Genomic DNA, 14692 nt, shown 5'->3' with positions numbered 1-14692 from the left:
GGATCGCGCCGTCCATCTGTGCGGCACCGGTGATCATGTTCTTGACGTAGTCGGCGTGGCCGGGGCAGTCGACGTGCGCATAGTGACGCGTGTCGGTCTCGTATTCCACGTGGGCGGTCGAGATGGTGATGCCACGTGCTTTTTCTTCAGGCGCGCCGTCAATCTGGTCATACGCTTTGAAGTCACCGAAATACTTGGTGATTGCTGCGGTCAGCGTGGTCTTGCCGTGGTCAACGTGGCCAATCGTGCCGATGTTGACGTGCGGCTTATTACGCTCAAACTTTTCCTTTGCCATGATGGCCTCCTTTTTCGGTAATGAAGGGAGCCCCTGAACAGAGCTCCCTCAAATCTTCGCTTATGCGTATTTCGCCTGGATCTCGTCCGAGATGTTCTGCGGAACCGGATCATAGTGATCGAACTGCATGGTGAACTGGGCACGGCCCGACGACATCGAACGCAGAGTGTTGATGTAGCCGAACATGTTGGCCAGCGGAACGAACGCGTCGATCGCGATGGCGTTGCCACGGTTTTCCTGACCGGAAACCTGTCCCCGACGTGATGTCAGGTCGCCGATGATGCCGCCGGTGTATTCTTCCGGGGTGATCACTTCGACCTTCATGATCGGCTCAAGCAGTTTCGCACCGGCTTTGCGCATGCCTTCACGCATACCCATACGAGCCGCGATTTCAAACGCCAGAACCGAGGAGTCCACGTCGTGGTATTTACCTTCGATCAGGGCAACTTTGAAGTCGATCACGGGAAAGCCAGCCAGCGGGCCGCTATCCATGACGGATCTGATGCCTTTTTCGACACCCGGGATATATTCCTTGGGTACCGAACCACCAACAACGCGGGATTCGAACGAATAGCCTTCGCCCGGCTCTGTCGGCGAGATGATCATCTTCACCTCAGCGAACTGACCCGAACCACCCGACTGTTTTTTGTGGGTGTAAACGATCTCGGCTTCGTGACCGATGGTTTCGCGATAGGCCACCTGCGGTGCACCAATGTTCGCTTCAACCTTGAATTCACGCTTGAGACGGTCAATCAGGATGTCCAGGTGAAGTTCGCCCATACCCTTCATGATGGTCTGACCAGATTCCAGGTCAGTTTCCACACGGAAGGACGGGTCTTCTGCAGCCAAACGGCCCAGACCCTGGCTCATCTTTTCCTGGTCAGCCTTGGTTTTCGGCTCAACCGCGATCTCGATAACCGGATCGGGGAAGGTCATGGTTTCCAGAACCACCGGATCGCCGGTCGAACACAGAGTGTCGCCCGTGGTGGTGTCTTTCAGACCTGCCAGTGCGATAATGTCACCTGCGAATGCTTCCGTGATTTCCTCACGATCATTCGAGTGCATCATCATCATACGGCCGATACGCTCTTTCTTACCCTTGGTCGAGTTCAGAAGCGTGTCGCCTTTGGCCAGAGTACCGGAGTAGATGCGGGTAAAGGTCAGAGAGCCAACAAAGGGGTCGTTCATGATTTTGAACGCCAGGCCCGAGAACGCCATGTCATCATCCGCGCGGCGGGCAATGTTACGGGTTTCTTCTTCGTCACCGGGTTTGAAGCCCATGTAATCGACAACGTCCAACGGGCTAGGCAGATAGTCGATCACAGCATTCAACAGCGGCTGAACGCCTTTGTTCTTGAACGCCGAACCACCCAGAACCGGAACAAACGCGATTTCCAGAGTACCTTTGCGCAGCAGGGCGCGCAGGGTCGGAACGTCGGGCTCATTGCCTTCCAGGTATTCCATCATCGCGTCGTCGTCCATTTCGACGGCCGCTTCGACCATTTTACCGCGCCATTCGTCAGCCATGTCTTTCAGGCTTTCACGGATCGGTGCTTTGACCCAGCTTGCGCCCAGGTCTTCGCCCTGCCACAGCCATTCCTCCATGGTGACCAGGTCGATCAGGCCTTCCAGCTCGGTTTCTGCGCCGATTGGAATACCAACCGGAACAGCACGTGCGCCGGTACGGTCTTCGATCATTGCAACGCAGTTGAAGAAGTCCGCGCCGATCTTGTCCATCTTGTTGACGAACACCATACGCGGAACCTTGTAGCGGTCAGCCTGACGCCACACGGTTTCGGTCTGGGGCTCAACACCGGCGTTTGCGTCCAGAACGCAAACGGCACCGTCGAGAACCGCCAGCGAACGCTCAACTTCAATGGTGAAGTCAACGTGGCCGGGGGTGTCGATGATGTTCAGGCGGTGCTTGGGCGAGTCAGCAGTTTCACCATCTTCGGTGCGTTCCCAAAACGTGGTGGTCGCAGCCGAAGTAATGGTGATGCCGCGTTCCTGCTCCTGCTCCATCCAGTCCATGGTGGCTGCACCATCGTGCACCTCACCGATGTTGTGGGATTTGCCGGTGTAATACAGGATGCGTTCCGAACAGGTCGTTTTACCTGCATCGATATGCGCCATAATACCGAAGTTACGGTAATGGTTGAGTGTATATTCGCGTGCCATTTTGATAAGCCTCTGGAATTACCAACGGTAGTGGCTGAAGGCTTTGTTCGCCTCGGCCATCTTGTGGGTGTCTTCGCGCTTTTTCACGGCAGTACCGCGGGACTGTACGGCGTCCAGCAGTTCGCCCGCAAGGCGCTCTTCCATGGTGTTTTCGTTACGGCCACGCGCAGCAGTGATCAGCCAGCGGATGGCCAGTGCTTCGCGGCGCTCGGGGCGCACTTCGACCGGAACCTGGTAGGTTGCACCACCAACCCGGCGCGAGCGAACCTCGACCGACGGTTTGATGTTGTCGAGCGCTTCGTGGAACACTTCGACAGGAGCGCGCTTGATCTTGCCTTCAACGCGGTCAAAGGCGTTGTAAACGATGCGCTCTGCGACCGACTTTTTGCCGTCGATCATCAGGTTGTTCATGAATTTGGTTAGTACCTTGTCGCCAAATTTGGCGTCAGGCAGGACTTCGCGTTTTTCGGCGGCGTGACGACGTGACATATCAGCCTCTCCTTCTTACTTGGGACGCTTCGCGCCGTATTTCGAACGACGTTGCTTACGGTCTTTGACGCCCTGGGTATCCAGAACACCGCGCAGGATGTGGTAACGGACACCGGGAAGGTCTTTTACACGGCCGCCACGGATCAGAACAACCGAGTGTTCCTGCAGGTTGTGGCTTTCACCGGGGATGTACGAGATGACCTCGAACCCGTTGGTCAGGCGAACTTTGGCAACCTTACGCATAGCCGAGTTCGGCTTTTTCGGTGTGGTCGTATACACACGAGTACAGACGCCGCGTTTCTGCGGGCACTGCTCCAAGTGCATGGACTTCGAGCGTTTTACTTTGGGCTGACGCGGCTTGCGGATCAGCTGTTGAATAGTTGGCATTCCGGTTTCTTCCCCGTTTTGCAACACACATGACATGCACGCGCATTGCGTGCGGCTAAACTTGCTGCGTTCGTGCGTCCACAAGCGCAAAACCCGCGAGCGTTCCCATTCCGAGGTGAACGTCGCGGTTTGTTATCAGAGGGCGCGAACGATAAAAGTGTCCGGGCCTTGACCAGTTCATTACTGGAATCGGTTGTGGGGCGGCCCCCGGCACCGAGATGACGCGCGTATATGGGGAGTCGGCCCGAGTGTCAACAGCACATACACGCCAAGCCAATTGGCAGCGTTTTATCAAGACTTAGCTGCGGCTTCCAGTGCCACTCGCCCGTTGCTGGCAATTGCGGATTTCTGCATAGTGGCCGCAAAACTTTTCGATGGATGAAACATGCAAGTCATTGGCCTGTGCCGCTTTTCCTACCCCGCGATCGGCGGCTATCAGGTAGAACACGAAACTGTCGAAGAGCGTCGTCAATACCTGTACAATCCAGAGCGGCTGGATGAACGGTTTCGTCTGTTCGAAACCACCACCCTGCCCGGTTTTCGCGAACAGACAGACGAAGATTTTGAACTTGTGGTGCTAACCGGTGAATGCCTTCCCAAGAAATCCATGGACCGGCTGTATGATCTCACCTCGGGCATCAGGCAGATCCGCATCGTCAAGCGCGCACCAGCCCGGCATCGCCCAGTTGTCAAAGAGGTTCTGCACAGCGCCCGCACCGACCCGGATCACCCGTGCCTCCAGTTCCGGCATGATGACGATGATGCCGTCTCGGTCGACTTTGTCGAACGTCTGCGCCTTGCGGCGATTGACGCTAAAGGACTGACCAGGAATAGCCGGACGGTCGGGCTGGATTTCAACAGCGGGTTTCTGGCGCGGTTTGGACCGGCTGGCACTCAAGCCCTCCCGGTGTTCCGATCCCTTTTGGGCGTTGGGTTGGGGATGTATATTGCCGGCGGCTGCAAACACACAATCATGAGTTTCACTCACCATAAGATCGGTCGTTTCATGCCCGTGATCAGCTATCCCGACGCGCCCATGTGGGTACGTACGCTGAACAACTTCAACGACTCCCCCCATGCCCGCGCCAGCAAGACCGAGTTGTCCCCACTGACACCGGAACAAGAAGGCGAGTTCATTGCGCGATTTGCCATTGAACAGGACAAGGTGCGGCGGGCTCACTCGGCTGGTTGAAACTGACGTTCCCGGAACAAGGTGAACAGCCCCGCGCCCACGACCAGAACAGCGCCCAACATTGTGATCGTATCAGGCCAATCGCCAAAGATGACCCATCCCAGCCCCAAAGCCCAGATCAGGCTGGAATAACGGAACGGCGCGATAAACCCGACGTCGCCTTCGCGCATGACCATGACGCTGCAAAGATATCCGGTGAGGACAAAGACCGCAGCTGAGGCCACCATTATCCCTGCCCCCAGGTTAACCGGCTCCCACCCTGTGACTGCAGTTGCGATCCCTGCGGCCAATGTAATGGAAACCGTCGTCGCCAATGTGACCGTCAAGGAAGGAACATGCGTCGACATGCGCCGGGTAATCAGATCACGCGCGGTGACGGATGCCACGGCAATCAGAGCGTAAATCGCGTAAATACTGAACCCATCAGGCCCCGGCCGTACGATAAGCAACATTCCGGCAAAGCCCATCCCGATCGCTAGAATGCGGCGCCAGCCGATATGCTCACCAAAAAACAGTACAGCGCCCAACGTCACAGTAAGTGGCAACGCCTGAAGAACGGCCGTAACATTCGCCAGCGGCATATGCAGAAGCGCTGTCAGAAAGAAGAATGTGGCCGACAACTCGGCCAGGCAGCGTGCAGCAACAAGCCACTTGTCGTGCCGCGGGAAGTTCAGGTGCAGCGCCCCAAGATGACGCGCCATCAGAAACACCAATAACGTCGCCAAGAGTCCACGCATCGCAACCATCTGAAACAGCGGCAAGTCTGCCCCCGCAACTTTGATCAAAGCATCATTCACGGTAAAGGCGGCCATGCTGCCCATCATCAGCACCGCGCCCTTCACATTCGGGGTCATAGTGATGGAATCCAATACTTTAAAAAAACTTGGCCCATTGGCCGTAAGCCCGTGAACGATGTCAATATGCAACGTCGAACCTGCTGATCAGCCAGGCAATATCACCAACGTGTGGTCCATACCCGCAAGAGCTGCGCCAATGAGCGGCGCGATCTCTGCCCAATCGCCGCCGGCCAGACCTGCACCAATCATCGGATAGCCGATCCGCGATGCGGGAAATGCGCGTGCAATCTTCGAAAAACAACCCGAGATCGCCTCATATTCCACAAGCGGCCTCGGCCCCTCCCAATGAAATTGGGTATAGGCATTAACCACTACAAATTCGGTCGTGCCCCGCGTGATCTGGACCGAAGAAATCGTTCCGAGTTTTGATCGGGACCCAAGGTCCGTCTGCTTGTCGGCCTCAAGCGCATCAGGGAATTCCGCCGCAATCGCCCGTGCTATCCCGGCCCCCATCGCATGGAAGCAATTGCAACCGTGGATGATGACATCAAACTCACCATTCAGTGCAAGCTGTATCAAATCACCCTTGATTGTAGGCATCATGCATCCCTTGGTCAGTGGGTCGCTGTCTTCGAGACTATTCAGTTGTATCACGATTGGGCGAAATCGCACCAAGGGCAAAAGAAAAGGCCCCGCGAAATCGCAGGGCCTTTCCGTATTTCTATGATGAATAAGTTACTCGCGGCTTTCCGGTGTTTCCACCAGAACGTCCAGCTCGTCACCGACCATATCGTCATCCATGACCGGCGCAGCGAGGGCAGCGGCCGCTTCGGCCTCTTCCCGGCGGGCTTCGATCACGACGTTGTCGCGGCCTTGCGCAACCTGGCGCACGGCCTGAGTAGCCCCACCGGTACCGGCTGGGATCAGACGGCCAACGATGACGTTCTCTTTCAGGCCAACCAGTTTGTCCTTCTTGCCCTGAACCGAAGCCTCGGTCAGTACGCGGGTGGTTTCCTGGAACGACGCCGCCGAGATGAACGAACGTGTCTGCAGCGAGGCTTTGGTGATCCCCAAGAGGATCGGTTCGCCCTGAGCCGGACGACCACCACGCGAGAGTGTTTTCTCGTTGGCTGCGTCAAACTCCTGCTTGTCGACATGCTCGCCTTTCAGCAGGGTGGTGTCGCCTGAGTCCAGGATCTCCCACTTCTGCAGCATCTGACGCACGATGACTTCGATGTGCTTGTCATTGATCTTCACGCCTTGCAGACGGTAAACATCCTGCACCTCGTCGATCATGTAGTCCGCCAGCGCTTCGACACCCATGATGGACAGGATGTCATGCGGAGCCGGGTTACCGTCCATCAGGTATTCACCCTTCTGGATAAAGTCGCCTTCCGCAACCGGGATATGCTTGCCCTTGGGCACCATATACTCGATCGTTTCCATCGACTCATCCGCCGGTTCGATGCTGATACGGCGCTTGTTCTTGTAGTCGCGGCCAAAGCGCACGTAACCATCGGCTTCTGCGATGATCGCGTGATCTTTCGGACGACGGGCTTCGAACAGTTCGGCCACACGTGGCAGACCACCGGTGATGTCCTTGGTCTTGGCGCCTTCACGCGGGATACGCGCAACGACTTCACCAGCCTCGATTTTGTCACCGTCTTCGATCGACAGGATCGCATCCACCGACATCGGATAGTGAACCGGGTTGCCCGCATCATTGCGGACCGGCTCGCCATCTTCACCAACCAGAATGATCTCGGGCTTCAGGTCGCTGCCTTTGGGGGCGGCGCGCCAGTCGATCACGATTTTCTGGGTCATGCCGGTTGCATCGTCGGTTTCATCGCGGACAGCAATGCCCGAAACAAGGTCAACATACTTCGCGGTGCCGGCTTTCTCGGCGATGATCGGCAGGGTGTAGGGATCCCACTCGTACAGTTTGTCGCCACGAGCCACCTTGGCGCCGTCCTTGACGAACAGCTTAGAGCCGTAGCCCAGCTTGTGGCTGGCACGTTCCTCGCCGTGTTCGTCCTTGATCACCAGTTTCATGTTCCGGCCCATGACCAGGATTTCGCCTGCGGAATTGGCCAGAACCTGCGGGTTCTCGAACGAAACCACGCCGTCTTGGCTGGCTTCCTGGAACGACTGCTGACCACCTTGGGCAACACCGCCGATGTGGAAGGTCCGCATCGTCAGCTGTGTACCAGGTTCACCGATGGACTGGGCGGCGATGATGCCGACAGCCTCACCCGTGTTGACCCGCGTACCACGTGCAAGGTCACGACCATAGCAGGTGGCACATACACCTTCCTCGGACTCACAAGTCAGAGGCGAGCGGATGCGCATCGAAGCAACACCGGCCTCGTCAATGGTGTCGGCCATGCGTTCATCAATCAGCTGACCCGCAGCGACCAGAACCTCTTCCGTACCCGGACGCAGAACGTCATCGGCAGAAACACGACCCAGCACACGTTCGGCCAGCGATGCAACAACCTCACCATCGTTGACCGCAGCTTCGGCGGTGATCGCACGTTCAGTACCACAGTCGATCTCACGAACGATGCAGTCCTGCGCCACGTCCACCAGACGACGGGTCAGGTAACCCGAGTTCGCCGTCTTCAGAGCGGTATCCGACAGACCCTTACGGGCACCGTGGGTCGAGTTGAAGTACTCGAGAACGGTCAGACCTTCTTTAAAGTTCGAGATGATCGGCGTCTCGATGATGTCACCGTTCGGCTTGGCCATCAGACCACGCATACCGCCCAGCTGTTTCATCTGAGTGACCGAGCCACGCGCACCCGAGTGGGCCATCATGTAGACCGAGTTTGGTTCTTGTTCGGAACCATCCTCTGCCCGATCCGAAGACGAGATCGTGCCCATCATAGCATCGGTGACTCGGTCGTTACACTTCGACCAGGCATCGACAACTTTGTTGTACTTTTCGCCCTGTGTGATCAGACCGTCCATGTACTGCTGTTCAAAGTCTTTTACCTGACTGCGGGTCTCATCAACGATGCCCCACTTGTCATCAGGGATGACCATGTCGTCCTTACCGAACGAGATGCCGGCCTTAAACGCTTCTTTGAAGCCCATCGACATGATCTGGTCACAGAAAATGACTGACTCTTTCTGACCGCAGTAGCGGTAGACGGTGTCGATCACCTGCTGCACTTCTTTCTTCCGCAGCAGACGGTTAACCAGCTCGAACGGGGCCTTGTTGTTCATCGGCAGCAAGGCACCCAGGCGCAGACGGCCCGGAGTAGTCTCGAAACGCTTCTGAACTTCGTTGCCTTCGTCGTCGATCTGCGTGATCCGCGCGGTGATCTTGGTGTGCAGGTGCACTTCGCCGGAATCCAGCGCGTGCTGAACTTCGTCGATCGAACCAAACACCTTGCCTTCGCCCGGCATGCCTTCGCGTTCCAGGGTCACATAGTACAGACCCAGGATCATATCCTGCGACGGAACGATGATCGGCGCACCGTTTGCAGGCGACAGAACGTTGTTCGTCGACATCATCAGAACACGGGCTTCCAGCTGGGCCTCAAGGCTCAGCGGGACGTGCACAGCCATCTGGTCACCGTCGAAGTCGGCGTTAAAGGCCGAACAGACCAGCGGGTGCAGCTGGATGGCTTTACCTTCGATCAGGACCGGCTCGAACGCCTGAATGCCCAAACGGTGCAGCGTCGGCGCACGGTTCAGCATGACAGGGTGTTCGCGGATCACCTCGTCGAGGATATCCCACACTTCGGGACGCTCTTTCTCGACCAGTTTCTTCGCCTGCTTCACGGTCGAAGACAGACCCTTGGCTTCAAGGCGCGAGTAGATGAACGGCTTGAACAGCTCCAGCGCCATCTTCTTGGGCAGACCACACTGGTGCAGCTTGAGTTCCGGACCGGTCACGATGACCGAACGGCCCGAGAAGTCGACGCGCTTACCCAAAAGGTTCTGACGGAAGCGACCCTGCTTACCTTTCAGCATGTCCGACAGCGATTTCAGCGGACGCTTGTTGGCACCGGTAATCACGCGCCCACGACGGCCATTGTCGAACAGAGCGTCCACGGATTCCTGCAACATCCGCTTTTCGTTGCGGACGATGATGTCAGGTGCGCGCAGTTCGATCAGACGCTTCAGACGGTTGTTCCGGTTGATGACGCGGCGATACAGATCGTTCAGATCCGAAGTCGCGAAACGGCCACCATCCAGCGGAACCAGCGGACGCAGTTCCGGCGGAATGACCGGGATCACGGTCATCACCATCCACTCAGGCCGGTTGCCCGACTCGAGGAAAGATTCAACAACCTTCAGACGTTTGATGATCTTCTTGGGCTTCAGTTCACCGGTTGCTTCGGCCAGATCAGCGCGCAGCTGCTCGGCTTCGGCTTCCAGATCGATCTGAGCCAGCATTTCACGGATAGCTTCCGCACCGATGTTCGCCGTGAACGCGTCCATGCCATAGGCATCCTGCGCGTCCATGTACTCTTCTTCGGTCAGCATCTGGCCATAAGACAGGTCGGTCAGACCGGGCTCGATGACGACATAGTTTTCAAAGTACAGAACACGTTCCAGATCGCGCAGCGTCATGTCCAACATCAGACCGATGCGGGACGGCAGCGATTTCAGGAACCAGATGTGCGCAACGGGTGCTGCCAGTTCGATGTGGCCCATACGTTCGCGGCGGACTTTCTGCAGGGTGACTTCCACACCGCATTTCTCGCAGACAACGCCGCGATACTTCATCCGCTTATATTTGCCGCACAGACATTCGTAATCTTTGATCGGGCCAAAGATACGCGCGCAGAACAGACCGTCACGCTCGGGCTTGAACGTCCGGTAGTTGATGGTTTCGGGTTTCTTGATCTCGCCATAGGACCAAGACAGAATCCGCTCGGGCGACGCCAAGGAGACTTTGATCTCGTCAAAGACTTTCGGCGGCGTCAGCGGGTTGAACGGGTTATTGGTAATTTCCTGGTTCATTTTGCGTCCTTACAAATTGGGATGGGATGAGTTTGGGGCGTTGCCGCCCCTACTCTTCCTCCGCATCCAGGAGTTCCATATTCAGGCCGAGGCCACGGACTTCTTTAACCAGAACGTTGAACGATTCCGGTACGCCCGCTTCAAAGTTATCCTCGCCCTTGACGATCGACTCATAGACCTTGGTCCGGCCGGCGACGTCATCCGATTTCACGGTGAGCATCTCCTGCAGGGTGTAGGCGGCGCCGTAGGCTTCCAGAGCCCAGACTTCCATCTCACCAAAGCGCTGACCACCGAACTGCGCCTTACCACCCAGCGGCTGCTGGGTAACAAGGCTGTACGGCCCGGTCGAACGCGCGTGGATTTTGTCATCCACAAGGTGGTGCAGTTTCAGCAGGTACTTGATGCCAACGGTCACAGGTCGCGCAAATTGCTCACCCGTACGACCGTCGAACAGAACCGACTGACCGCTTTCCGAGAAGCCTGCACGCACCAGCGCATCGTTGACGTCAGCCTCTTTGGCACCGTCAAAGACCGGGGTCGCGATAGGGACACCGCGGGTCACGTTGCCCGCAGCCTCGATCAGGTGACCTTCGTCCATGCCGGCAATGCCTTCTTCATATACATTCTCGCCATAGGCCAGCTTCATCGCTTCGCGAACCGGGGTCAGGTCGCCAGAACGGCGGTATTCACCCAGTGCTTCGTCGATGTTCAGACCCAGACCGCGTGCGGCCCAACCCATGTGGGTTTCAAGGATCTGTCCAACGTTCATACGCGAAGGCACGCCCAGTGGGTTCAGACAGAAGTCAACCGGAGTACCATCAGCCAGGAACGGCATGTCTTCCATCGGAACAACCTTGGAGATCACACCTTTGTTTCCGTGACGACCGGCCATCTTGTCGCCCGGCTGCAGCTTACGCTTCACGGCGATGAAGACTTTAACCATCTTCATCACACCCGGCGGCAGGTCGTCGCCACGACGGACTTTCTCGACCTTGTCTTCGAAACGGGCATCCAGAGCGCGCTTGAGCACTTCGTATTGCTCGTTCAGAGCCTCTACGATCTGGGCGTCCTTCTCGTCTTCCAACGCCAGCTGCCACCACTGACCACGGGTCAGCATGTCCAGCAGTTCCTCGGTGATCACCGATCCTGCCTTGACGCCTTTCGGGCCTTTGACAGCGGTCTTACCCAGGATCAGACCTTGCAGACGCGCATAGATGTTGCGGTCAAGGATCGCCAACTCGTCGTCCCGGTCACGGGCCAGACGTTCGACTTCCTCACGCTCGATCTGCAGCGCACGCTCGTCTTTTTCCACACCGTGACGGTTGAAGACGCGGACTTCCACGACCGTACCGTAATCACCCGGCTTCACGCGCAACGAGGTATCGCGCACGTCAGATGCTTTTTCACCAAAGATGGCGCGCAGCAGCTTTTCTTCCGGGGTCATCGGGCTTTCGCCCTTCGGAGTGATCTTGCCGACCAGAATATCGCCCGGCTCAACATCCGCGCCGATGTAAACGATGCCAGCCTCGTCGAGGTTGCGCAGCGCTTCTTCACCGACGTTCGGAATGTCGCGGGTGATCTCTTCCGGGCCCAGCTTCGTGTCACGGGCGGCGACTTCGAATTCCTCGATATGGACCGAGGTAAAGACGTCATCACGCGCAATACGTTCGCTGATCAGGATCGAGTCTTCGTAGTTGTAACCGTTCCACGGCATGAACGCGACGACCACGTTTTTACCCAGCGCCAGCTCACCGATATCGGTGGACGGACCATCGGCAACAACCTCGCCTTTAGTGACAGTGTCACCAACTTTCACCAGCGGACGCTGGTTGATGCAGGTGTTCTGGTTCGAACGCTGGAATTTGCGCAGACGGTAGATGTCCACACCCGCGTCGCCCAGTTCCAGATCTTCGGTAGCACGAATAACGATACGCTGGGCATCGACCTGGTCGATGATACCGGCACGTTTCGCCTGAATCGCAGCGCCCGAGTCGATCGCAACCTTTTCCTCGATACCGGTGCCGACGAGCGGCGCCTCGGCCCGCAGCAGCGGAACCGCCTGACGTTGCATGTTCGAGCCCATCAGGGCGCGGTTGGCGTCGTCATTTTCAAGGAACGGGATCAGCGATGCAGCGACCGATACCAACTGTTTCGGGCTGACGTCGATCAGGTCCACATTCTCGCGCGGGGCAAGGGTGTAGTCGCCGGACTGACGGGTCGAAACCAGATCGTTGATGAACTTGCCATCCGCATCCAGTGTCGCGTTCGCCTGCGCCACAGTGTGACGCATTTCTTCGGTCGCGGACATGTAGTGAACCTCATCGGTCACCTCGGCGTCTTTGACGACGCGGTACGGTGTTTCGATAAAGCCATACTTGTTCACGCGGGCGAAGGTGGCCAGCGAGTTGATCAGACCGATGTTCGGGCCTTCCGGCGTTTCAATCGGGCACATCCGACCATAGTGGGTCGGGTGTACGTCGCGCACCTCAAAGCCTGCACGTTCGCGTGTCAGACCACCGGGGCCAAGCGCCGAAAGACGGCGTTTGTGCGTGACTTCCGACAGCGGGTTGGTCTGGTCCATGAACTGCGACAGCTGCGACGAGCCAAAGAATTCACGAACAGCAGCAGCAGCCGGTTTCGCGTTGATCAGGTCCTGCGGCATGACAGTGTCGATCTCGACCGACGACATACGCTCTTTGATCGCGCGCTCCATGCGCAGCAGACCGACGCGGTACTGGTTTTCCATCAGTTCGCCGACCGAACGGACACGGCGGTTGCCGAGGTGGTCGATATCGTCGATGTCACCTTTGCCGTCGCGCAGTTCCACCAGCGCCTTGATGCAGGCCACGATGTCTTCGCGACGCAGGGTGCGCAGGGTATCCGGCGCATCCAGAGCCAGACGCATGTTCATCTTCACGCGGCCAACGGCGGACAGGTCATAGCGCTCGCTGTCGAAGAACAGCGTGTCGAACAAGGCCGAGGCCGCTTCGACGGTGGGCGGTTCACCCGGACGCATAACACGGTAGATATCCATCAGCGCGGTGTCCCGGCCCATGTTCTTATCTGCCGCCATGGTGTTGCGCATGTACGGACCGACGTTGATGTTGTCGATGTCCAGAACCGGAATCTCGGTGACGCCGGCATCGACCAGTTCTTTGACTGTGCCGCCGATCAGATCGCCGTCCTTGTCATATTCCAGCGTCAACTCATCACCGGCTTCGACATAGATCGCACCGGTTTCTTCGTTGATGACGTCTTTGGCGACGAATTTTCCAACGATGTGATCGAATGGAACCAGCAGGTTGGTGACAGTGCCTTCGTCGATCAGTTTCTTGACAGCGCGCGGTGTGACCTTCTTGCCTGCTTCAGCAATCACTTCACCCGATTTCGCATCAATCAAATCATAAGTCGGACGGGTGCCGCGCACACGTTCCGGGAAGAACGGAGCGATCCAACCCTTCTTCTTGTCCAGCTTGTAGGACACGGTGTCGTAGTACGCATCCATGATCGCTTCCTGATCCAGACCCAGCGCATACAGCAGGGTCGTCACAGGCAGTTTGCGGCGACGGTCGATACGGGCGAACACGATGTCCTTGGCGTCGAACTCAAAGTCCAGCCAGCTGCCGCGATACGGGATGATGCGGCAAGCAAAGAGCAGTTTACCCGAAGAGTGGGTCTTGCCCTTGTCGTGATCAAAGAACACGCCGGGCGAACGGTGCATCTGGGACACGATCACACGCTCGGTGCCGTTCACGATGAACGTACCGTTGGGCGTCATCAGGGGCATGTCGCCCATGAATACGTCCTGTTCTTTGATGTCTTTGACGGATTTGGCGCCGGTGTCCTCGTCAACATCGAACACGATCAGACGCAAAGTGACCTTCAGCGGTGCGCTGTAGGTCATGTCGCGCTGCATGCACTCTTCGACGTCATATTTGGGTTTTTCCAGATCGTATTTCACGAACTCCAGAACGGAGGTTTCGTTGAAATCCTTGATCGGGAAGACCGATTGGAACACGCCTTTGATGCCTTCGCCATCTGTGGGCACATCTGCATCGCCGGAGCGCAGGAATAGATCATAAGAAGATTTCTGGACCTCAATGAGGTTCGGCATCTCCAGCACTTCGCGGATTTTGCCGTAATATTTACGAAGACGTTTCTGGCCAAGGAACGTTTGAGCCATGTCAGATGTCACCTTTCGATGTTCTCAGCGGACAAAGACACCGTCGGGCCCCGGTGCCTTGCACATTAGAGACGACACGTCCGGATCAATTCGTGGCCACCGTCCCGAATGGCAGCCTCCCGATCCGCGAACCGCGTCTTAGAAAACGCCCTATTTTTCAGAGGCCCTTTCTAAGACAGGTTCGGCTGGACCCG

Annotated in this window: 9 protein-coding genes; 1 reads left to right on the top strand and 8 read right to left on the bottom strand. The window is 57.2% G+C overall.

From position 1 onward, the window contains the following. From DHN12_RS16565 to rpsL, 4 genes are all read right to left on the bottom strand, one after another. Nucleotides 1-295 (bottom strand): GTP-binding protein (locus DHN12_RS16565; protein ID WP_234416670.1); only part of this gene is annotated, 295 nt, incomplete at its 3' end. 60 nt (nt 296-355) lie between these two features. Then, nucleotides 356-2473 carry an elongation factor G gene (gene fusA, locus DHN12_RS16560; RefSeq protein WP_108861200.1) on the bottom strand — a complete coding sequence of 706 codons (2118 nt, stop codon included), beginning with the start codon at nt 2471-2473 and terminating at the stop codon, nt 356-358. A gap of 18 nt (nt 2474-2491) precedes the next feature. Then, a complete protein-coding gene (rpsG, locus tag DHN12_RS16555; protein WP_008756926.1) occupies nt 2492-2962 on the bottom strand; it encodes a 30S ribosomal protein S7 in 471 nt (156 codons plus the stop codon). A 15-nt stretch (nt 2963-2977) separates the two neighbouring features. After that, complete coding sequence (rpsL, locus tag DHN12_RS16550) at nt 2978-3349, bottom strand: 30S ribosomal protein S12 (RefSeq protein WP_005621086.1); 372 nt, start codon at nt 3347-3349, stop codon at nt 2978-2980. Nucleotides 3350-3734: 385 nt separating this feature from the next. On the opposite strand from rpsL, the gene DHN12_RS16545 reads away from it, so the two are divergent. Beyond that, nucleotides 3735-4541 (top strand): putative rhamnosyl transferase, encoded by an 807-nt coding sequence (locus DHN12_RS16545; RefSeq protein ID WP_108861199.1) that lies wholly within the window; start codon nt 3735-3737, stop codon nt 4539-4541. On the opposite strand, the gene DHN12_RS16540 is transcribed toward DHN12_RS16545, so the two are convergent. From DHN12_RS16540 to rpoB, 4 genes are all read right to left on the bottom strand, one after another. Next, entirely contained in the window at nt 4526-5395 is an 870-nt protein-coding gene (locus DHN12_RS16540) for a DMT family transporter (RefSeq protein ID WP_108861198.1), read from the bottom strand. The two genes, DHN12_RS16545 and DHN12_RS16540, sit on opposite strands and share 16 nt — an antisense overlap. Before the next feature lie 87 nt (nt 5396-5482). After that, nucleotides 5483-5938, bottom strand: coding sequence for a macro domain-containing protein (locus DHN12_RS16535; protein WP_108861217.1), 456 nt, complete (start codon nt 5936-5938; stop codon nt 5483-5485). 135 nt (nt 5939-6073) lie between these two features. Beyond that, nucleotides 6074-10315: a DNA-directed RNA polymerase subunit beta' gene (gene rpoC, locus DHN12_RS16530; protein ID WP_108861197.1), complete on the bottom strand. Its 4242-nt coding sequence runs from the start codon at nt 10313-10315 to the stop codon at nt 6074-6076. Between the two features lie 49 nt (nt 10316-10364). Continuing rightward, nucleotides 10365-14498, bottom strand: coding sequence for a DNA-directed RNA polymerase subunit beta (gene rpoB / locus DHN12_RS16525; RefSeq protein ID WP_108861196.1), 4134 nt, complete (start codon nt 14496-14498; stop codon nt 10365-10367). Nucleotides 14499-14692 lie beyond the last annotated feature (194 nt).

It is taken from the genome of Ruegeria sp. Alg231-54, assembly GCF_900143525.1.
Taxonomy (GTDB): Bacteria; Pseudomonadota; Alphaproteobacteria; order Rhodobacterales; family Rhodobacteraceae; genus Ruegeria.
Note: the sequence above shows the minus strand (reverse complement) of the source record. Positions and strands in the feature narration are given on the sequence as shown.

What these genes read in the sequence shown, in the direction of transcription:
- rpsL (WP_005621086.1), bottom strand. Translation starts at nt 3,349, where the DNA reads ATGCCAACTATTCAACAGCTGATCCGCAAGCCGCGTCAGCCCAAAGTA.
- rpoC (WP_108861197.1), bottom strand. Translation starts at nt 10,315, where the DNA reads ATGAACCAGGAAATTACCAATAACCCGTTCAACCCGCTGACGCCGCCG.
- rpsG (WP_008756926.1), bottom strand. Translation starts at nt 2,962, where the DNA reads ATGTCACGTCGTCACGCCGCCGAAAAACGCGAAGTCCTGCCTGACGCC.
- DHN12_RS16545 (WP_108861199.1), top strand. Translation starts at nt 3,735, where the DNA reads ATGCAAGTCATTGGCCTGTGCCGCTTTTCCTACCCCGCGATCGGCGGC.
- rpoB (WP_108861196.1), bottom strand. Translation starts at nt 14,498, where the DNA reads ATGGCTCAAACGTTCCTTGGCCAGAAACGTCTTCGTAAATATTACGGC.
- fusA (WP_108861200.1), bottom strand. Translation starts at nt 2,473, where the DNA reads ATGGCACGCGAATATACACTCAACCATTACCGTAACTTCGGTATTATG.
- DHN12_RS16540 (WP_108861198.1), bottom strand. Translation starts at nt 5,395, where the DNA reads ATGACCCCGAATGTGAAGGGCGCGGTGCTGATGATGGGCAGCATGGCC.
- DHN12_RS16535 (WP_108861217.1), bottom strand. Translation starts at nt 5,938, where the DNA reads ATGCCTACAATCAAGGGTGATTTGATACAGCTTGCACTGAATGGTGAG.